Source organism: Eggerthella hominis (assembly GCF_014287365.1).
GTDB lineage: Bacteria > Actinomycetota > Coriobacteriia > Coriobacteriales > Eggerthellaceae > Eggerthella > Eggerthella guodeyinii.
This window is the reverse complement of the sequence record NZ_JACOOA010000002.1, coordinates 118,045-137,898: the sequence shown is the minus strand read 5'-3', so window position 1 is coordinate 137,898 and position 19,854 is coordinate 118,045. Positions and strand designations below refer to the sequence as shown.

The following is a 19,854-nucleotide window of genomic DNA, read 5'->3' as shown; positions in this document are numbered from 1 at the left end:
GTGGAACCTCCGTTTACGCCGCGGCGCTGGTGCCGTCGAGTTGTTCCAGGATGTCGCGCAGCAGGTCGCGTCCCTGCTCGAGCGCGCCTTGGGCCACGAGCAGCATGCCGGGATAGAACGTCAGCTTCGCGTATTCCTGGGCGACGTCGCGCAGCGCGGGAATCCAGTTCAGCAGGTGCCCTTCGATGAATTCCAGCTGGCGGACCACGTTGCGACGCAGCCGAGCCTTGTCCTTCGCTTGGGCCCATTCGCCCGCCCGTTCGTTCATGTTCACGAGGTATTCCAGCTCGAAGGCCAGGTGGTCCTCGGGCTCGTGCAGGTCGGGGTTCACCTGGAACCCGTCTTCGAGGAAGCGTGCCACCACGTCGTCGCGGGCATCGCCCATCATGATGCGCTCGTCGCCGGTGAACACCGACTCGTAGGGCACGGCGGTCTGGCGCTCTTTGGTGAACACGCCGGCGGCCAGGAAAATGCGCGCGTACTCGCAGGCCAGCTGCGTGCGGCGGTCGGTCGCGGAGAACGCGAAGTAGCGGCGCACGAGGCGGTAGCCCTCGTCGAGGCAGGCGTTGCCCGTGTCGTCGGGGTACTCGGCAGCGGCCAGCTCGGCGATGGCCTGGTCGTTCAGCTCCTTGAAGAATACCTGCGAGAGAAACCGGTAGGTGGAAGCGCTCTCGGAGAAGAAGTCGAGGAGTTGGGTGTGGGTGAGCATGAGGGTCTCCTTTGACGAGGGATACGGTGGTGGTTTCGCCCTGTGGCGCGGGGACAACCTGAGGGAGGCGGCCTTTCGCCGGCCGCGCCGATTCGGGGCTCCCGCAGGCGGTACGCCGGCGCAGGGAAAGCAGGGCGGGTCGCGCGTCAGCGCAGGGGGTGTGCGGGCCATCGCGCTTGCGACGCCCCGCACGTCTTTTCTAGTCCAAAGCCATCAGGAAGAAGTCCATGAACGGGGTTCCGATCAGCCACATCACCACGCGGAGCAGGGTGGCGGCCGCCACGCCGGCCACGAGCGCGATCACGCCCAGCACCAGCGCGTTCTTCGGCTGCTTGAGCGCCACCGCGCCGCAGGCGACGACCGCGGCCAGCGCCACGAACAGCGCCACCGTACCCGCCATCGCGCCGTTGTCGGCCGCGGCGACGTACGCCCACGCCGAGATGCAGAACGCGGCGGCCAGAACCAGCCCCAACGCGCCGCCGACCACGGCCAGCAAGCCCGCGAAGGACACCGCTGCCCCGTCGCGCTTCTGCACCGCCTTCAGCAGCAGGTTGAGCCCGGCGCCCGCCGAGGCGGCCGTGCCGAAGTAGGCCAGCGGCAGCGCCACGGTCTGCCACGCGGGACGGGCCTCCATCATGTAGGACGAGCCGCAGGCGTACGTGAACACCATGCCCACGAGCAGCCCCAAAACGCCCACCGCGGTGCGCGCCTTCTCGGACGAGCCGCGTACCAGCAGCACGAAGTACACGGCCAGGATCACGCACAGCACGCCGATCATGGCCGCTTCGACGAAGATGCCCGAGGTGGGGTGGTTCAGCGCTTCGAGGATGCGGTCGACGTGGCTGAGGTGCAGCACCGACATGCAGCCGCCGACGGCCACCAGCACGAAGGCCACGATCGTCTCCATCTTGCTGGGGGCGGCGTCCTTCTTCAGCAGGTATCCCAGCATCGAGAAGGCGAACAGCCACGCGCCGGCCCCGCTGATGACGGTGAACAGGACCAATGCCCATTGGATTTCCATTAGTCCACGCTCCCCTCGGTCGTCACGTACAAGTTGGTGGTCTGGGTCAGGTCGTCGGCGCGCCACTCGCCGAACTTCGGCGACAGGATGTAGGCGGACAGCGGCCCGTTGCCGGCATCGGGCAGGTAGTGGATGGCGTCGGGCGCGGCTGCGGCCAGCTCCTTCGATACGTCGGAGTTCGGGTCGTCCAAATCGCCGTAGAAGCGCGCCTTGCCGCAGCAGTTCTTCACGCACGCCGGCTTCTCGCCCGCGGCGGTGAGGTGGTTGCACAGCGTGCACTTCTCCACGACGCGCTGCGCCTTGTTCCAGCTGCGCACGCCGTAGGGGCAGGCCATCATGCAGTACTTGCAGCCGATGCACTTCTCCTTGTTCACCAGCACCATGCCGGTCTTCTCGTCGCGGTACGACGCGCCGGTGGGGCACACGTGGGTGCAGGGCGATTCCTCGCACTGCTGGCACATCACCGGCAGCCAGTACGTGGACACGTGGGGGAACTCGCCGAACGGCTCCACCTGCACCACCTTGTTCCAACGCTCGCCCAAGGCGACGTCGTTCTCCATCTTGCACGCCACTTCACAGGCATAGCAGCCGATGCAGCGATCGAGGTTGATTACCAAGCAATTACGCGCCATAGACGGCATTACCTCCTCCGGTGTTCTCAGACGGTTCGGGCAGCCACGGGGTGAAGTCCTCGGGCTCGGTCCACACGCCCTCGGGCGCGCCGTCGGCCTTGGTTATCTTGATGGTGATGCCGCGCAGGGTGTAGGTTCCGTACACGTCGTTGAACGGGCATTCGTCGTTGTTCTGGGTCAGCAGGTTGATGTTCATCACCTGCCACGCGCGGTTCGGGTCGTCCGAGTCCAGCAGCTCCGGGTTCCAGAAGCGCTCCTGGTAGATGACCTTCGGCGCCACGCTCTTCGTGATGCGGGCGCGGCCCTGCGTCTTGCCGCGGCGCGATTCCAGCCACAGCCAGTCGCCGTTCTCGATGCCGATCTCGCGCGCGGTTTCCGGGTTGATCCATGTTTCCGGATAGGGGTACATCTCGCGCGTGTAGGGCGTGTTGCGCAGCGTGCCGTGATGGAAGAACGGGATGCGGCCCTGGGTGAGCACGTAGGGGTACTCGGTGTCGGTGAGCGGAGACTCGAACGGCTCCAGGTAGTACGGCAGCGGATGGTAGTTGTCGGACTGGGGGTACACGTCGGTGGCCGGCTCCATGCTGCCCGTGCCGTCGATGGCGCCCGTGTTGCCCAGTAGGATGTTGCCGTCGAAGTAGGGCTCGCAGCGCTTCGACGTGGTGTGGAAGCCGGCCGGCAGCTCCGGGTTCTCCTCGTCGGGGAACAGGTGGCTGTTGTACGACTTCTCGGCGTACTCCTCGATGGTCTGGTACTCGCTGGGCGCCTGCGCGTCGAACGTCTCCCAATCCCAGTCGTCGTGATCGTAGTAGAAGCTGCCCACGAAGTAGCCCACGTAGTCCTTGTACTCCTCGTAGGTGCGCCAGTACGTGCCGTAGAACTTGCCGGCGATGTCGGGGTTGAAGGAGTCGATGGCGCGCTGATGGCCGCGCTCGGCCAGCGCCGCGGCCAGCCACGACCAGTGCATGCACTCGTCCACGCATTCGTAGAGCTGCGTGCAGGGGCGGCGGATGGCGTAGGTGTTCAGACGGTCCTGCGCGTACGCCGTCTCGAGCCACTCGGCGGTGGGCAGCACGTAGTCGGCCAGGCACACGCTGGTGGTGGTCCAGTGCATGTACATGTGCACGTTCAGCTCGGTGGTCATCATGGCCTCGTAGAAACGCGTGGCGTTGCCAATCATGGCCAGCTTGTTGCCGCTGCGCTCGATCCAGATGCGCGGACGGTACGGCTCGCCCGTCTCGATGGCCTTGAGCACCGTGGGGATGTGGCTGGCCAGCCAGTGGCCCAGGCCCTTGTGCTCGGTGTAGCCGAGGCGCGCGTTGGCCTCTTCCTCGGGCATGCGCAGCGGGTGGTCGGGATGGTGCAGGCCGAAGGGCTGCACGACGTAGTTGCACGGCTCGACGTAGCAGGGGCGATCCTGCACGATGGAGCCCGGCTGGCGGATGCAGCCCATGAGGATGTCGAGGATGGCGTCGCCCTGCGCGGCCTGCGCGGAGTTGCGAGCCTGGTCGGTCGCCACGCCCAGCGAGATGCCGGCGTTCGGGCAGCCCTCGACGTAGATCTTGATGGCCTCCTCGATCTCGCCGGCGTCGAGCCAGCAGATCTCGGCCGCCTTCTCGAGCGTCCATTCGGCCACGTGGTCCTTCATGACCTGGAACGCGGTGCGCGCCTGCTCGCCGTTCGGCAGCGTGTAGGTGCCGAACATCTCGGGGTCGAGGGAGGGGTCGAAGGGGTAGGGCATGGCGACGGCCGCGTTAGCTTTCTTGTCCCACACCACGTACTCGTCTTCGCCGCCGAGGTCGAGCTCGCTCGCGCGGTAGGTGAGACCGGTGTCTTCGTGCACGAGGAAGGGCAGATTGGTCCATTCGCGGCAGAAGTCCTGGTCCCACAGCTCGTGCTCGATGATGTAGTTCATCCAGGCCAGCATCAGTGCCACGTCGGTGCCGGGGCGGATGGCCAGCCACACGTCGGCGCGCGCGGCGTCGGGCGTGAGGCGCGGGTCGATGACGACGGTCTTCATGCCGTTGTTGCGCAGGTCGGTGACCACGCGGCCCGTGGAGCCGATGCCGTGGTAGCTGGGCCCGACGCCCCACATGACGTAGGTCTTCGTGGGCGTGCACTTGTCGTCGGGCAGGATGCCGGGCAGGTACACCTCGGTCACCGGGCCGTCGGCCAGCGACGTGTCGGCCGTGCCGTTCAGGCAGAACTCCATGTGGTTGCGCGGCAGGTAGCACTGGGCGCAGCCAGGCTCGAAGAAGTTGCCGCCGCCCCACACGCTGAGGAAGCGCGCCGGGCTGAAGAACTGCGGGTTGCCGCCGCCGCCCGTGGAGCACACGAGGCTCTTCGGGCCTTCCTTCTGGTAGTACTCCCACATCACGTCGGCGATCTCGTTGATGGCCTGCTCCCAGGAGATGCGCTCCCAGTCGTTCGAGCCGCGCTCGCCCCGGCGCTTCATGGGGTACTTGATGCGGTTGGGGTTGTACAGCGCCTGGATGCCGGCAAGGCCCTTCGCGCAGGCCGCGCCCTTGTTCATGGGGTCGTCCGGATCGCCTTCGAGTTTCACCACCTTGCCGTCGCGCACGTGCGCGATCATGCCGCAGTTGTTGAGGCAGGCGCGGCAGATGGTCCTGACCTTCTGCGTTTCGCCCGACTCGGCCGCGATGGCGGGCTCGACCTGCACGAGGTTCGACCCGACCGAGCCGCTCATCGCGGCAGCGGCTGCAGCGAAGGCGCCAAGCTTCACGAAGCTGCGCCGGCTGATGTCTGTAGTAGCCAAAACGTTCCTTCCCTTCTCGTCCGTGTTCGTTGCTGATCGTGGTGCTATTCGGAGCCTGCGGGCGTCCCCTTTGGCTGGTCCCGATGAGGTTTCCGCGCCTCCGGAGGGGGTGGAGGCGCGGAAGGGGGAGGGGCTATGCGGCGCGCTGCGCCTTGCCCGTGTCGGTGGTGTGCCAGGACCCGTTCCACGCGATGCCGCCCGCGGTTTCGAGCGCGTCGATGAAGTACTGCGGGTACACGCGGGTGCGCTGGGTGGCGGGATCGGGCTGGAGCTGCGGGAACGTGTTGATGATGTCCTCGAGCTGGGCGCGCGACGCGCCTTCGTCGGCGCTGCATGCGTCGAGGACGGCGGCGAACACGTCGCGGTACGCGGGCTTGCTTTGGATGAGCGCGCGCAGCGTGGCCTCGGGCGCATAGGCGTCGAGGAGCGCGCGGCCGGCGTCGGTGAGGGCGATGCGCGTTTCCGCGTGCGCATCTTCAGGGACGGCTTCGTCGGCCTGCAAGTCGTCGAGCGTGCCGTCGTAAGGCTCGCCGTCCACGAGCAGCCGCTCGGTCAGCGCGCCGGTGCGGACGAGGACGTCCACGCACACGGCGGGGTTCTGCTGGTAGGCATCGTCCCAGGTTTCGAGTGCGCGCGCCTCGACGGCGTCGCGGCTCTCGTCGGGAAGCTGTGCGCTGATCGCCAGGATGGCGAGCAGCGGCTTCTTGAGCATCGGGTTGTGCTCGATCACGTCGGTTGTCATGGTGTCCCCCTTGGCTTTGCTTGCAACGACCCGAGCATAGGCCGCGGCGCGGGGGTCGCGCATGCTCAGAAAAGGAGGTAATCGCGGGAGACGAGGATGGTTTTCAAGCATTAAAAAAGGACTAGTCCAAATGGACGCGCTGATGAGGATTATGCTCGATTGGGAATTATAAAAGCGACCGTCTTCCGACTTGCGGCTCCCATGCATCTTCGCCCGAACCGCACGCCTCAGCCGGCCGGGGCTTGCGGTTCGGGCGAAGATGCCTTCTCGGCGATGCTACAATCGTCGAGGTTGCACAAAACGGCGCGGAAGCGGAAAACAAGAAAGCGGGAGGAGCCGGTATGGGATCCAACGAGGCTGGCGAACCCGAGCGGTTCACGGTGGGGCGCGACGGCTTTCACGGCTTTCTGCATCGTCCTGAGCGCGATCGCTTCCCCGGCAAGGCGCTCATCGTGATGGGCGGCAGCGAGGGCGACGAAGCCATTCCCCTTGACCTGGGGCGCATGTTCGCGCAAGCGGGCATCGCGACGCTCGGCCTGTGCTATTGGAACGTGCCGGGCCTGCCGGCCGAGCTGGTGGAGGTTCCGCTCGAATCCGTCGAGCGCGCGGCCGCGTTCTTGAAGCGTTCCGGCTTCGAGCGCGTGGCCCTGTACGGCCTTTCGAAGGGCGGCGAGCTCGCCTTGCTCGCGGCGTCGCTCATGCCCGACATCACCTGCGTCGTGGCGCTTTCCCCGCTCAACTATGTGATGTGCGGCATCACGGGCAACGGGTCTTTGGCGAAGAAGGGGACGGCGAACGTTTCGAGCTGGACGTGGAGGGGGAGGCCGGTCGAGCCGTTCGTGCCCGGTTTCAAAGTGAGCAAGGCGGGCATCGTGTGCCGCCTCGTCACCGAGCGGCAACTGGATATGTGCTGGCTGTACGAGCGTGCGCTGCAAAAGGCCCCGGCCGGTGCCGAGATAGCGGTGGAGAACATCGGCGGCCCGGTGCTGTTGGTGTGCGCGGCCGACGATCGCATGTGGCCGAGCGCCACCGCGTGCCGTGCGGTGGAGGAGCGGCTGCGCGTGCGCACGCACCCCCATGCGGTGAAGCGGTTGGAGTACGAGCACGCAAGCCACCTCATCGTGCCGCTCGCCTCGCCCTTGCTTCGCGCGTTCAAAGTGGAGCGCACTCATCCGCGCGAGTGCGCAGCCAGCCGCGCCGATGCGTTCCGGCAGACGATGGACTTCCTGCGCGCATGGTGAGAGCGTCAACCGCGACGGCGTGCGGCCGAGCCGGCGAGGGAAGGCTCAGGCGCTGCGACGTTTCTCTTCCAGTTTCTCTGCGAGCCACGTGTTGATGATGGCCTGACGGTTGACCGCCAGATGCTTGGCTTCGCGATCAAGCTCGTCGATAAGCCATTCCGGCATGTTGATGTTGATCTTTCGCGCTTTGTCGTCTTGGGCTGGAAAGCGCCCCGACCCCTCGACGATGAAAGGCGTCATGTTCGCGCCGTTGTCGAACATCGAATCAAGGTCGTTGCGCGTAGTCGTTTCGGCATCGGTCATAGTAACTCACCTCTTCGTCGGTCGAGCGTCTCACCGAGATGATGCGTATCGCGTCGTCTCGGTGGACGTAGATAGCGGTCCACAAGGATCCGGCGTATCGGGCGATCAGCAGGCACCGTTCTTCGCCTTTGCGCTGGACTCGGGCGGCAAGACGCCATTTGTCGTCCCAGAGTTCCTGCGCCTCTTCGAAGTCGATCCCATGTTTGTCCGCGTTCGAGCTGCTCTTGTGAGGATCATATTCGAAGCGCATAGGAAGCTCCTATTGGATATTCATTATACCTCCAAAGGAGGTATAGCATGTATACAAATTGATTATGGACGCGGGGGATCAAACAGCGTCCGGTGGAGGGCTCTGCGACGTGCGACCAAAACGGCATCGGTCGGGGGGAGGGCGGATCCCATGCCGAGCGCGAGCTGGCGGGCGACCTCGTCGAGGGCCTTCGGGTCCTCGATTTGGGTGCAGGTGACTCGGATCACCGTCGCATCAGGGTGGGCGACGGTGTCGAAGGGCTCGCTTGCCGGGTCGTCCACGATTTCCAGTGCTACGTTTTGCTCGGGCCAGTACAGGCTCATGGCTTCCTCCTTGTGCTCGGTTTGCAATGCATCGAGTATACCAAGTTTGACCTGCGGTTTTGTCTTTCAGAACTAGCGCGGATCCAGCGCGGATCTCATGTAGACCCAGCGCAGAGCGGATGCGAATCCAACGTCTTTCCAGCGCATTTCAAACGTGGTTCCAACGTGATTCCAGCGACTGGCAAACCGTGTCCTCATCACCCCAGGTCAACGGCATCACCCCTGAGGTTTGAGGGGCGGAAGCGGGGGTTCTGGGGCGGTTCAAACCTCTGCGGTGATGCGGGCGGGCACTCCTTCGTCGTAGCATCGGCTCGCCGAAGAGGGAACTTCGGCCGAGCACTGCATCACCGCAACCAAGGAGGGAACCATGTCCAATCTTTCACGCAGGAACTTCATCACCGGCGGCGCCATCGCCGCGCTGGGCGGCACGCTGGCGCTTGCGGGCTGCGCGCCGAAGGGCGAGGCGGCTTCGGCGGCGTCGGGCGTTACGGGCGAAGGCGCGCAGGCGTGGACCGGCACGTCCAACGGCAAGGGCGGCGAGCTCACCGTGGAGGTCATCACCGAGGGCGACGCCATCGCCCGCATCAACCTGCTGAAGTCGCGCGAGTCGTACGGCGTGGGCACCGCCGGCATCGACATCCTGAGCGACCTCATCGTGGAGCACCAGACGCTCAACGTGGACACCGTGTCGGGCGCCACCGTGTCGAGCATGGCGTTCCTGTCGGCCGTCTCCGACGCCATCGATGCGTCGGGCATGAAGGCGAGCGAGTGGAAGAAGCGCGACAAGGCCGTGCCGCAAGCTCCCGAGGGCCTCGAGACCGACGTGGACGTCGTGGTGGTGGGCGCCGGCGGCGCGGGCTACGCGGCCGCGCTGACGGTTGCCGAGGCCGGCAAGAAGGTGGTGCTGCTGGAGAAGCTGGGCATCACGGGCGGCGACACCATCCTGTCGGGCGGCGCCATGGCCGTGCCGGGCAACTGGTTCCAGCGCAAGGAGGGCATCGACGACAGCGTGGAGCGCATGGCCGAGGACATGATCGTCGGCGGCGACCACGTGGGCGACCCCGACCTCGTGAACGTCATCTGCAACGGCGCGTACAACGCCATGGAGTGGCTCATCTTCGAGGGCGGCGTGGCCTGGCAGCCCTACGAGCGCTTCTTCGGCGGGCACTCGGTTTCGCGCTCGCTCATCCCTGAGGGCAACGAAGGCAGCGGCATCATCTGCAAGCTGGACAAGCGCGCCGAGGCCCTGAAAACCCTCAAGGTGTGCCGCAACACGAAGGCCGAGGAGCTCGTGCAGGACGCGTCGGGCGCGGTCGTGGGGCTCAAGGCCACGAACACGGCGACGGGCGAGAGCTACGACTTCAAGGCGAAGGCCGTCATCCTCGCGGCCGGCGGATTCGGCTCCAACGTGGAGATGCGCATGCAGTACAACCCCGAGATGGACGAGAAGATCCTCTCCACCGACTCGGTGGGCGCCACGGGCGACTGCCACGTCATGGCCGAGAAGATCGGCGCGAACCTCATCGACATGCAGTACATCCAAACCTACCCCACCTGCGACACGCAGACGGGCGCGCTGCTGTACGTGGGCAACATGCGTCTGGAGAACCGCGCCATCTGCATCAACAAGGAAGGCGACCGCTTCGTCGAGGAGATGGAGCGCCGCGACGTCATCTCGAACGCCATCAAGGAGCAGACCGACGGCATCGGCTACATGATCTTCAACCAGGACGGCCTCGACCACACCGACATCGCCACGGTGAACGCGGCCGAGATGGACGGCCTCATCGGCCGCAACCAGCTGGTGAAGGCCGACACCATCGCCGAGGCCTGCGAGCCCTTCGGCATCGATGCGGCCGAGCTTGAGAAGACGGTCGAGAAGTGGAACGGCTACTGCAAGGACGGCGCCGACCCCGACTTCAACTACCGTGCGGCGCTCAACCCCATCGAGGGCGGCCCCTACTACATCCTGGCCTACAAGCCCTCGGTGCACTACACCATGGGCGGCCTGCACATCAACACCGACGCGCAGGTGCTCGACAACGACGGCGCGCCCATCCCCGGCCTGTTCGCGGCCGGCGAGCAGGCGGGCCACAAGATGGGCACGAACCGCCTGGGCTCCTGCTCCATCACCGACGTGTTCGTGTTCGGCCGCGTGGCCGGCGCGAACGCGGCGGCGCTCGCATAACCGATCCTTCTCCCTCCCCTGCAGCGCGGGCCCCGTTCGTCTCGGACGGGGCCCGCATGCGCGTCGCTTGGCAGGAGGGGCGCATTCCTCTATGATGCAGCTCATGCGAATCGATGCATCCACAACGGAAGAACCCCTCGTCCCGGACCCTCGTTCGGGCTTGGCGTCGATAATCCGCGCGGTCGATCGCGCCGCCGTGCTCGACAGCGTGGGGCTGGCGTGCTATATCGCCTGGAGCTTCGTGTTCTGGAACGGGTCGCTGCTGTTCGGCAGCGTGTCCGGCGCAGCTCCCATGGGCGACCTGCTGGCGGTGCAAGGGACGTTCACCGCGCTGACGGCGCTGCTGCTGGTGCTGTCGGTGCGCAAGGCGGCGCCGCTGCGCACGCGCAGGCTGCTGCTGGGGGCGTTCGCCCTCGTTTCCAGCTTGGCCGTGGTGGTGGCCGCGTTCGTGGGCTACCGGGAAGCGCCCATGGAGTGGATGTGGCTCGGGTTCGCGCTGAGCGGGCTGGGCAGCACGCTGCGCCTCGGCTGGGAAGAGCGGCTGAGCGTGCGGGGCGTGGCGCGCACGGCGCTGTGCGCGGGGCTGGCGTACTTGCTGGGGTTCGTGCTGTTCGCGATCGTCTCGCTGCTGCCGCCCGTCGTGGCGCTCGTGGCGTCGGCGCTGTTGCCGTTCGGCGCGTACGCGCTGCTGCTGCGCGGGACGGCGCAGGTGCCGACGGCGCCCGAGCCGTCGAGGGCGAGCCTGCACGAGCTGCTGGCCAGCATCCCGTGGAAGCTCATCGTTGCCATCGCGCTCGCGTATTTCAGCTACGGGGCCACGCGCATGGGCGGGGTCATGGGCGGCCTGACCGCGTCGGGCGCCGGGCACGTGGCCGTGGCGGGCATTCCCGCGCTCGGCTGCCTCATCGCCATCGCGCTGGCGTTCTGCTTCTATCGAAAAAACGCGCTTCTGGCGTTCTACCTGGCGTTTCCGCTCATGGGCATCGCCGCTATCGTGCCGGCGTCGGTGGATCCGCTCGGCGGCACCACCACGTTCTGCATCGCGCTCGTGGGGGCCGAGCTGGTGAAGTACCTCGTGTGGTTCCTGCTGATCGACTCCATCATCAAGGACGGCCTGTCGGCGCTGCTCTGCCTGGCGCTCATGCGGTTCGCCCAGTGGGGCGGCAGCTGCCTGGGGCAGCTGGCCGCCGACGCGCTGCCCACGCAGGAGGCGGTGACCATCGCCGTCCTCGTGTCGCTCGTGGTGGCGCTGCTCGTGATCATCGGCGCGCCCGTGGCGGCGAAGGCCGCGGCGGGAGGCAGCGCGGCGGGGGAGGCGAGCGACCTCGAAGCCCGCGTGGCCCTGGCGGCAGCGCGCTTCAGGTTGTCGCCGCGCGAGCAGGAGGTGCTCGCCATCTGGGCCACCGGCCACACGGGCGCCTACATCGAGAAGCAGCTGTTCATCTCGAAGAACACGGTGAAGACCCACCTCAACCACATCTACGCGAAGACGAAAACCGCCAACCGGGAAGAGCTGCTCGAGCTGCTGGAGGCCCTGGACGTCGAATAGCGTCTCGATCCCTATGCTTCCGCCGGCGCAAGCTGCTCCAGGAACATGCTGGGCTCGATGGCGCAGGTGCGGATGCCGTCCTTCAGGCGGATGCGGCTGATCTTGAGCTTCAGCTTGCCCGCGCTTTCGAGGTCGGTGGACGTGAAATACGACAGCGCCAGCGTGCGGCCGGCCTTCCCCGTCAGCGCGCGCACGCGCCGCTCGTCGACGGCGCGCATCTTCTCCTGGCGCTCGGGCGGGGTCACCGTGGCGTCGAAGTAGTCGCGGGAGGGGATGAAGCCGTTGACGAAGCCGGCGACGATCAGCAGGTCGGGCGAGAAGCCGCATGCGAGATCGTAGGGGACGACGGCCACCGCGTCGGCAGCCTCCAGGGTGGGCGCGAGCAGGCGCTCCGCCAGGCGCCGCGCCATCGCGGCGGCATCGTCGGCCGCGCCGCCGCTGCCCGAGCCGTCGTCGGCCAGGCACCGCTCGCGCAGGACGGCGGGTGCGTGCTGCTCCGTCCCTCCGGTGACGATGCGCGCCAGCTCGTCGAGCAGCGCCTCGCCCGTCAGCCCGCGCGCCTGCTCGATGAGCGCGCGCCCGGCGCGGTGCGCTTCGGCCACGCGCTGCGCGCCCACCACCTGGTCGTCGCTGCCGTCGACGGCAGCGAGCGCCTGCACGAGGCCGACGCCCTGCTCCTCGGCGCACGAACGCAGGTTGGCGAGGGCCGCGCTGTTCACGAGGTAGTCGCCGAAGCCGCACCAGCAGCGCCACGCCGCGGCGTCGTCCGGGTTCGCCGCCAGGTTGAGCGCCGTCGCGATGCGCGCGGGCACGCAGCGGGCGTTGTCGCGGATGTCGCCGCGCAGGGGCTGCGCGTCGGGAAGCGCTTCGGCGCGCACGCCCTGCGCCGCGAGCGCGGCGACCACGTTGCGCGACCACACGCCGTTCGGCACGGCCACGACGATCCGCCGCGCGGACGTGCCGGCGGCGAGGGCCTCGGAGACGGTGCGCGCGACCAGCTCGAACTCGGTCTCGGGGGTGTCGCTGCGCAGGACCAGCGGGGTGCGCGCGGCGGCCGCATCGGCGGCCAGATGCTCGTGAACGGCGTGGGGATGCGTCGCGAGGAACTCGTCGATCCCGCCGGCATAGGGGTAGGAATCGTACACCTCGATGCAGGTTTCCGCGTCGCCCGCCACGGCGATCGAGCGTGCGGCGACAAGGCTCGCCAGCGTTTGGGAGGCGCGGTTCGCGCACGCGAAGTCGTCGACCAGCACGTGCGCCCAGGAGCGGGCGGCGCGCGCTTCGTCGCAGCCGCGCAGGTAGCGCACGGCGAGGTTCGCCGCCTCGGGCTCCACGATGGCGCGCATGAAGGACAGGTTCGCCTTCAGCAGCGCATGGACGTCGGTCTCCTCTCCCGGCAGCAGCCAGGCGGGATCGTCGTCGGCCAGCTCGGTCCACGACCGGTAGAAGAACTTGAGCATCTCGCGCAGCCGCTTCGGCCTGAGCCCGCTCACCTTCATGTCCTCCATGAGGAACGTCTCCTCGAAGGCGGTCAGCAGCCGCGGCTCCCGTCCCGACCAGCGGCGCGCGCCATCGTCGGCCAGCACGTCGAGCGCCAGGGCCCGCGCGGTGGTCACGGTCGCGCCCGCGGCGCGCTCGGCGCCTGCCCGGGCGGCCAGCCGCTCCGAGAACAGGCGCGCCGCCTGGGGCGTCGCGCACAGCACCAGCACGCTAATCGCCGCTGCGTCCTCCGTCAGCAGCGCGGCGGCGCGCTCGACGAGGCGCTGCGTCTTGCCGCTGCCGACGCCGCCGGTGATGAGCAGGGATTCCGTCGTTTCGAAGGTCGTTTCACCTGTCATGGGTTTTCATTCCTCCAGGTCGCGGTTCGTCAGGTTCGGTGCGGAAGCGGCACCCCTCTTTCATCGGGAGGGAGGGGGAGGGGTGCCGCTTCCGGGCAAAAGGCGGCTTGTCCCCCAGAGCCCTTGCCAAGCCGCCTTTTGCCCGGAAGCGGGGCGCGCCCGATTCCGGAAGCGCGGCCCGGCTGCTGCAGCTGGCCGGGCCGCGCGGGAGGGGGTTTACGGTGCGGTGCGCGCATCGCCGGCGTTGCGAGCGTCGCTCGCGTCGGCCGTGCCGGCCGCATCGACGGTCGTGGCGACGGGTGCGTCCGACGAGCGCTTGGGCAGCAGCGGCATGGTGATCGCGTTCGTGGGGCATGCGTCCACGCAGGCGCGGCATTTCGTGCACTCGCTCCATGCGGCGCGCGACAGCTGCGGGTGGCGCGGGTCGATGCCCTCTTCGCAGGCGCGGCCGCAGGCGCCGCACGCGGCTCCCTTGGCCGTCTCCAGGCACTTCGCGTCGTCGATCGTGGGCACGAACGTCTTGTTCGCCTTCGCGATGAGGCTCATGAACGCCGAGAGCGGGCACAGCTTGTGGCACCACTTCTTGAACAGCAGCACCTCGGCGATGAGCAGCGCGGGCACCACGATGAGCGACCAGGTGACGTCGCCGTGCGCGAACAGGTTGATGACCAGCAGGATGGTGGCGAACGTGAGCCCGATGGGGCAGACGAGGCAGAACACCGGGAAGCCGAAGATGAAGGTGGACGCCAGCGCGCCGCCCAGCACGAAGTGGCGCGCGTCGGGGGCGGCCCCGCGCTTGGCCGCGCAGGAGGCGCATCCGCCCGCGTCCTTCGCTCCCTTCGAGCACGAGACGCTCAGCGCGTCGGCCTCGGCCTTCGTGAGCGGCGCGGCAGCGGGCTCGGGCTCGGCGTCGGCGTCGACGCCGACGGCATCGTCGCGCTTGACGGGCTGCTTCTTCGCGAACACGCCGCGCAGTTTCTGCACGAGCGGCACGGGGCACATCCATCCGCAGAACGCGCGGGCGAACAGAACGATGAGCAGCACCATCGCGATCAGCGAGATCACGGCGCGCGGCACCATCATCTTGGAGGCGAGCATGGTGCCCAGGGCGCCCAGCGGGCACAGGATGGAGATATCCCAGATGCCCGGCGCCGACATGGTGCCGATCCCGACGTTCGTCACGAAGCCGACGGTGACGACGGCGATGATGGCCAGCGCGCAGGCGGTGCGCAGCGTTTTGGAATTCTTCTTCATGGGGGCACCTATCCTTCAACTTCGTCGAGCGGGTGGACGACGATGGCGCGCGCCGTGGCCCCCTCGGCGATGGAGCCGTTTTGCAGCGAGACGCACACGCTCTCGCACGCGCCGCATCCGTTGCACTTGTCCTCCAGCACGATGGGACGGTTGTCCTTGTCCAGCTCCATGGCCTCGTAGGGGCACGCGTCGTAGCAGAACCGGCATCCGGTGAGCTTGTAGGCCAGGCACCAATCCTCGCGGATGACCGCCTTGCCGATGATGGTGTTCTCGGCCGTGGCGTCGGCGGGCAGCTTGAGCGCTTCGGTGGGGCAGGCGCTCACGCACAGCGGGGTGCCGTCGTGCTCGTCGGCGCACCAGTCGCACCAGTTCGCGGAGAAGTCGAACGTGGGGGTGCGCATGTTCAGCACGCCGTCCTCGAGGTGGGCGGGTGCGATGACGTCGCGCGGGCAGATCTCGTAGCATTTCTCGCAGCGGATGCACGCCGAGATGAGCCGCTCCTCGTCCTGGCCTCCCGGCGGGCGCACGAGGGACTGCGATCCCGCGTACTTCAATCCGCCCAAGCCCAGCATGACCGCAGCGCCGCCCGCGCCCAAGCACAGCGTGCGGCGCGTCATGCCGGCGTAGGTTCTCTCCTGCTTGTTCTCCATCGCTCCTTCTTTCGATCCCGTGCGGCTAGTCCGCGGCCAGCACGTCGGCGAGGAACGCCTCGTCGGTTTGGAGGAAGCCGTCCGTCAGGTACGCGAGGCCGCGGTAGAGGTCGGTCTGCGCGAAGCGCTTCATGTCGGACGTCATCATGGGGGCCCATGCCGCCAGGTGGTCTTCGAGGAAGTTCTTCTGCGTGGTCAGCAGGGCGATCGCCTCGGCCTCGTCGCCGTCGCGCAGCGCGTTCACCGTGCGCGTGGCCATGATCTGCTCGAATTCCAGCTCGAGCGCCACGTGGTCCTCGCCCTCCTTCCACGTGTCCTGCTTGTCGAGGCCGGCGCTGCGGTAGATGGCCAGCACCTCGTCGCGCGCCTCCTGCATGAGCAGGCGCTTCTCGGAGGTGTACACCGATTCGAACGGGTAGGCGGCCGAGAACGCGTCCACGCCGTGCCCGATGAACACGCGCACGTAGTCAATGGCGAGGTCGGTGATGCTGTTGTCCCAGGTGTTGCTCAGGTACGTGGCCAGCAGGCGGTAGCCCTCGTCCACGTTCTTGTTGCCCGTCTTGGCGGGGAAGCGCATGCCGCGCAGCTCGTCGAGGAGGGACTGGTCCACCTCCACGCGGTACAGGCGCGACAGCAGGCCGTACGTGGCGGCACGCTGCTCGTTGAGGGTGATGAACTCCTGCATCGTGGCTTCGTCGGCGAGGGGCTGGGGGGCGGATGCGGTTGCGTCGGTCATGGTTAGTCCTCCTTGGATGCGGCGGTTGCGGGAGCGTCGGCGAGCAGGTCGAGGCCGGTGCGGCCGATGTCGGTGATGCACCACGCCTTCTTCCAGACGAGCGCGTCGCATTTCTCCAGCCGGTCGATGAAGTGGGGCGCGTAGAAGCGCGGCTTCTGCACGAGCGGGTCGTGGTCGACCGCGTCGTTGATGGCGGGCGTGGCGGCACCGCCATCCGCTGCGCACAGGTTGAGAATGCGCTGGTAGATGGGTGCGTAGGCGGCATCCTCCTCCAGGAGGGCGCGCAGGCGGTCGAGCGGCTTGTCGGCTTCGAGCGCCGCGATGCCGGGCGCGGTGGCAAGCCAGTAGGTTTCGACGGGCTCGCGCGCTTCCAGGTACTCGACGCCGTCCACGACGACGGTTTCCGGCTCGATCTCGGCGTCGTCGGCGGGGTCGCCGTCGGCCGTGACGCGCTCGAGCGCGCCCGCCTTCTCCAGCAGGGAGCACAGGTTGGCCGCGCTGTACACCGAGAAGTTGTTCGCTTGCAGCTCGTCCACCTGCGCCTTCACGGCGGAGGCGGGCTGCGGCTGGGCGCACGCGGCCAGGATGCCCAGCAGCACCGTGCGGCGCGGCGCCATGGCTTTCAGCAGGTCGTCGATGCGTTCCTCGGCGGGGCGCTCGCAGGCGACGGACGCGCCGGACGGGGTCGCGTCCGCATCGGCGTCCGCGTTCTCGCGTGCGAGCGCATCCTCGGCGGCGCTCACCGTGGCGACGAACTCGTCGGCGCGCCCTTCGGTTTCGTCGTCGGCGAAGTCTTCAAGTGGATCGAACCCGTCGTAGTCGGGTTCAAGAGAAAGGTGTTGGTTCGTGGAATCGTGAGTCATGTTCCGCCCCTCGTGACATTGTTTGCATCTACGGCGCACAGCACCGCGAACCTCACCCCTGAGGTTCCCACTTTTGCAAACAATGTCCGCTTCGCACGCAACCTGCGTGCCGGCGGACTCCCCAAGGCCACATGATAGGCACGCCCGCCGAAGGTGTCAAGCGCGATTTTCTCGCGCTCTTCCCCGGACTCGCGTCGCGGATCGTCTCGCGTCCCTTACGCTAGGGGGCATCATGAACGCATCCGACCGACAACTCGAACTGGGAAAGCGCATTGCCGAGCTTCGCCATGCTGAGCGTCTTTCGGTGCGCCGTCTCGCCCTCATCGTCGGCACCGGTTACTCCCATGTGATAAAAATCGAAAAAGGCACGGTGGATGTTCGGTATTCACTGCTGTGCAGAATCGCCGATGGCCTGGGCGTTCGGGTGGGGGAATTGACCGGCGATCATCGTGCGGAAGGAGAGCGGTAGCGGCCTCGGTTTTCCGAGCGCTTTCTTTTCCTCTCGCGCAGACGGGCGAAAGTGGCTATACTGGGCGGTGCAAGGGGGTAGACGAGAAAGGGTGAAGTCATGGCTCACGTGACTAATTTCCTCGGTCTGCTCGAACAACTTCAGAGCGCCGACATCACGGTTCATCAGGGCCGTTGCGCTGTTGTGCGCAATCGCAACGCGACGTGCATGAAGTGCGCCGAGGTGTGCACGAGCGGCTGCATCTCCTACGACGACAACGAGCTGACCATCGAGCCCGAGCGGTGCATCGGGTGCGGCACCTGCGCCACCATGTGCCCCACCTGCGCGCTCGAGGCGCATCGTCCGAACGATGCCGAGCTGCTGCAATCGTGCCGCGCGGCCTGCGAGGCGGCCGACGGCGAGGTGGTCGTCGCGTGCGAGCAGCTGCTTGCCGCGGCGGACGGGCTGTACGACCCCGCTAAGGTGGTGGGCGTCACCTGTTTGGGACGCGTGGAGGAGAGCCTGCTGGTCACGCTGGCGGCGCGCGGCGCGCGGCGCGTGGTCCTCGTGCAGGCGCGGTGCGCGGAGTGCGAGCACGCCTCGGGGTTCGAGACGGCCCGGCTCGTGCGCGACACGGCGCTCGCGCTGCTGGAAACCTGGAACAACGATATGCGCATCGACCTGGTGGAAAAGCTTCCCTCGGCCGTGCGCCGGTCGGGCGACGAGGGCTACGACGCAAGCCGCCGGAGCTTCTTCTCCAGCGTGAAGGACGAGGCGAAGAGCGCCGCGGCGGTCACCGCCGACTACGCCGTCAAGGACGCGCTGGGCGTGGAGGAGCCGCCGGAGCCGAAGTTCGTGAAGGTGGGCAAGGACGGCACGCTGCCTCATTTCATCCCCGACCGCCGCGGTCGCCTGCTTGCGGCGCTCGGCGCGCTGGGGCAGCCGCAGGACGTGCTCATCGACACGCGCCTGTGGGGTCACGTGATCATCGACCCCGAGAAGTGCTCGTCGTGCCAGATGTGCGCCACGTTCTGCCCCACCGGGGCCATCGCGAAGTACGCGGGCGAGGACGGCTCGATCGGCGTGACGCACCGCCCGGTCGATTGCGTGAAGTGCCGGTGCTGCACCGATATCTGCGCGCAGGGGGCGCTCGAGCTGTCCGACGAGGTGTTCGCCGTCGACCTGCTGTCGGGCGCGCAGGAGCGCTATCCGATGAAGCCGCTCAAGAACCCTCCGGGCAACCCCCACCAGATCTGGCACTCCATGAAGGATCTCCTCGGCTGCGACCAGGTGTACGAGCGCTAACCCTCGTGCGCGGTGTCGGCGGCGAAGCGCCGGGCTTCTTCCTCGAGGGCGTCGAGGAAGAAGCCGATGGCGCCGGTGCGCTCGTCGGCCCGGAACAGCGCGTAGAAGGGAAAGCACGCCTCGGCGTCCGTGAAGGGGAGCGCGCAGTTTCCTTCCGATTGCGCCTGCTGCTTCTGGATGGACTCCTCCACCACCAGGATGTTGTCCGCGATGTCGAGCGTGGGGAAGTCCTGGGCGGATTGGATGAACACCGGGCGGTACAGGGGCCGCACGCCCTTGCTCGCGAATATCTTGCGCGCCAGCTCGGCGCCGGCGATGGCATAGCCGCCGTCCGGCGAGAGCATGCTCTGGTGGTCGATGTCCTCGAGGACGAGCGACTCGTTGCCGGCGAGCGGGTGGTCCTTCGCCATGATGGCGACGAGCGGGTCGTCGAACAGGTGGATGCGGTCGATGCCGGCCGGCAAGTCCGCGTCGTGCTCCTGCATGGTGAACGCGACGTCCAACTCGCCCTTCTGCAGCATCTCGACGTACGGTCGATGGTGGAGATTGCGGTAGCTCAAGGTCAGCGGCGCGTCGCTTTTCCGCTGACGGTTGACGATGCTCGTGACGAAACGCAGGATGTGCGCGTTGCGGTACAGCCCGCCCACGACGATCGGTGGGTTGCGCTTGAGCGCCGCGATGCGCTCGAGCGTGCGGTCGTGCGTCTCGATGATGTCGATGGCCCCCTCGAACAGCGCCTGGCCCTCCTGCGTCAGGCGCACCTGCGCGCTCGAACGCGTCAGCACCTCCGCGCCGCATTCCTTCTCCAACGCCAAGACGTGTTTGCTGAGCGTGGACTGCGCCGTGTTGAGGTTCCGCGCGGCTTCGCTGAAGCTCAGGCAGCGCACGAGCTCGACGAACTCCCTCAGATGCGAAATGTGCATATCCCTATTCCCCCCTGGAATGCTTGAACGCAAACGTATCGCTTGAGCATGCCATCAGCGCTTTTTACGATAGATGGCGAAGAGCGCTCTTCGGGCAAGTATA

Annotated in this window: 19 protein-coding genes; 5 read left to right on the top strand and 14 right to left on the bottom strand. The window is 67.3% G+C overall.

The window, feature by feature from the left end:
- Window positions 1–13: 13 nt before the first annotated feature.
- The 5 genes from H8S61_RS05385 to H8S61_RS05365 form a co-directional block, all read right to left on the bottom strand.
- The gene (locus H8S61_RS05385; protein ID WP_186938233.1) at window positions 14–709 is read right to left on the bottom strand and encodes a TorD/DmsD family molecular chaperone; all 696 of its coding nucleotides are present in this window, start codon (window positions 707–709) and stop codon (window positions 14–16) included.
- A gap of 199 nt (window positions 710–908) precedes the next feature.
- The gene (locus tag H8S61_RS05380) at window positions 909–1,730 is read right to left on the bottom strand and encodes a dimethyl sulfoxide reductase anchor subunit family protein (RefSeq protein WP_186938232.1); all 822 of its coding nucleotides are present in this window, start codon (window positions 1,728–1,730) and stop codon (window positions 909–911) included.
- Window positions 1,730–2,362 carry a 4Fe-4S dicluster domain-containing protein gene (locus H8S61_RS05375; protein WP_035584107.1) on the bottom strand — a complete coding sequence of 211 codons (633 nt, stop codon included), beginning with the start codon at window positions 2,360–2,362 and terminating at the stop codon, window positions 1,730–1,732. Before H8S61_RS05375 ends, H8S61_RS05380 begins: the two co-directional genes overlap by 1 nt.
- Window positions 2,352–5,138 (bottom strand): molybdopterin-containing oxidoreductase family protein, encoded by a 2,787-nt coding sequence (locus H8S61_RS05370; protein WP_160943573.1) that lies wholly within the window; start codon window positions 5,136–5,138, stop codon window positions 2,352–2,354. Before H8S61_RS05370 ends, H8S61_RS05375 begins: the two co-directional genes overlap by 11 nt.
- Window positions 5,139–5,271: 133 nt before the next feature.
- Entirely contained in the window at window positions 5,272–5,880 is a 609-nt protein-coding gene (locus H8S61_RS05365; RefSeq protein ID WP_186938231.1) for a hypothetical protein, read from the bottom strand.
- 341 nt (window positions 5,881–6,221) lie between these two features.
- Between H8S61_RS05365 and H8S61_RS05360 the strand changes: the two genes are divergently transcribed.
- The gene (locus H8S61_RS05360; RefSeq protein WP_186938230.1) at window positions 6,222–7,121 is read left to right on the top strand and encodes an acyl-CoA thioester hydrolase/BAAT C-terminal domain-containing protein; all 900 of its coding nucleotides are present in this window, start codon (window positions 6,222–6,224) and stop codon (window positions 7,119–7,121) included.
- 45 nt (window positions 7,122–7,166) lie between these two features.
- On the opposite strand, the gene brnA is transcribed toward H8S61_RS05360, so the two are convergent.
- The 3 genes from brnA to H8S61_RS05345 form a co-directional block, all read right to left on the bottom strand.
- Window positions 7,167–7,424: a type II toxin-antitoxin system BrnA family antitoxin gene (brnA, locus tag H8S61_RS05355; protein ID WP_147272100.1), complete on the bottom strand. Its 258-nt coding sequence runs from the start codon at window positions 7,422–7,424 to the stop codon at window positions 7,167–7,169.
- Window positions 7,387–7,674, bottom strand: coding sequence for a BrnT family toxin (locus tag H8S61_RS05350; RefSeq protein ID WP_186938229.1), 288 nt, complete (start codon window positions 7,672–7,674; stop codon window positions 7,387–7,389). The genes brnA and H8S61_RS05350 overlap by 38 nt, the downstream gene beginning before the upstream one ends.
- A 62-nt stretch (window positions 7,675–7,736) precedes the next feature.
- Window positions 7,737–7,997, bottom strand: coding sequence for a hypothetical protein (locus H8S61_RS05345; protein WP_186938228.1), 261 nt, complete (start codon window positions 7,995–7,997; stop codon window positions 7,737–7,739).
- Window positions 7,998–8,364: 367 nt separating this feature from the next.
- Between H8S61_RS05345 and H8S61_RS05340 the strand changes: the two genes are divergently transcribed.
- Window positions 8,365–10,185: a flavocytochrome c gene (locus tag H8S61_RS05340; RefSeq protein ID WP_160943570.1), complete on the top strand. Its 1,821-nt coding sequence runs from the start codon at window positions 8,365–8,367 to the stop codon at window positions 10,183–10,185.
- 160 nt (window positions 10,186–10,345) lie between these two features.
- The gene (locus tag H8S61_RS05335) at window positions 10,346–11,734 is read left to right on the top strand and encodes a helix-turn-helix domain-containing protein (protein WP_255466479.1); all 1,389 of its coding nucleotides are present in this window, start codon (window positions 10,346–10,348) and stop codon (window positions 11,732–11,734) included.
- A gap of 11 nt (window positions 11,735–11,745) precedes the next feature.
- On the opposite strand, the gene H8S61_RS05330 is transcribed toward H8S61_RS05335, so the two are convergent.
- The 5 genes from H8S61_RS05330 to H8S61_RS05310 all read right to left on the bottom strand — a co-directional run bounded on the left by H8S61_RS05330 (window position 11,746) and on the right by H8S61_RS05310 (window position 17,075).
- Complete coding sequence (locus H8S61_RS05330) at window positions 11,746–13,572, bottom strand: UvrD-helicase domain-containing protein (protein ID WP_186938227.1); 1,827 nt, start codon at window positions 13,570–13,572, stop codon at window positions 11,746–11,748.
- A gap of 216 nt (window positions 13,573–13,788) precedes the next feature.
- Window positions 13,789–14,826 (bottom strand): 4Fe-4S binding protein, encoded by a 1,038-nt coding sequence (locus H8S61_RS05325; protein ID WP_255466478.1) that lies wholly within the window; start codon window positions 14,824–14,826, stop codon window positions 13,789–13,791.
- A gap of 8 nt (window positions 14,827–14,834) precedes the next feature.
- The gene (locus H8S61_RS05320) at window positions 14,835–15,476 is read right to left on the bottom strand and encodes a 4Fe-4S dicluster domain-containing protein (protein ID WP_186938226.1); all 642 of its coding nucleotides are present in this window, start codon (window positions 15,474–15,476) and stop codon (window positions 14,835–14,837) included.
- Between the two features lie 25 nt (window positions 15,477–15,501).
- Window positions 15,502–16,212: a TorD/DmsD family molecular chaperone gene (locus tag H8S61_RS05315; RefSeq protein ID WP_186938225.1), complete on the bottom strand. Its 711-nt coding sequence runs from the start codon at window positions 16,210–16,212 to the stop codon at window positions 15,502–15,504.
- A 2-nt stretch (window positions 16,213–16,214) separates the two neighbouring features.
- Window positions 16,215–17,075, bottom strand: coding sequence for a hypothetical protein (locus tag H8S61_RS05310; RefSeq protein WP_186938224.1), 861 nt, complete (start codon window positions 17,073–17,075; stop codon window positions 16,215–16,217).
- A 232-nt stretch (window positions 17,076–17,307) separates the two neighbouring features.
- Between H8S61_RS05310 and H8S61_RS05305 the strand changes: the two genes are divergently transcribed.
- On the top strand, window positions 17,308–17,544 hold the full coding sequence (locus H8S61_RS05305; protein WP_186938223.1) for a helix-turn-helix domain-containing protein: 237 nt from the start codon (window positions 17,308–17,310) through the stop codon (window positions 17,542–17,544).
- A gap of 99 nt (window positions 17,545–17,643) precedes the next feature.
- On the top strand, window positions 17,644–18,828 hold the full coding sequence (locus H8S61_RS05300; RefSeq protein WP_186938222.1) for a 4Fe-4S binding protein: 1,185 nt from the start codon (window positions 17,644–17,646) through the stop codon (window positions 18,826–18,828).
- Here H8S61_RS05300 and H8S61_RS05295 read toward each other — a convergent pair.
- Window positions 18,825–19,751 carry a LysR family transcriptional regulator gene (locus H8S61_RS05295; protein ID WP_186938221.1) on the bottom strand — a complete coding sequence of 309 codons (927 nt, stop codon included), beginning with the start codon at window positions 19,749–19,751 and terminating at the stop codon, window positions 18,825–18,827. The two genes, H8S61_RS05300 and H8S61_RS05295, sit on opposite strands and share 4 nt — an antisense overlap.
- Between the last annotated feature and the right edge of the window lie 103 nt (window positions 19,752–19,854).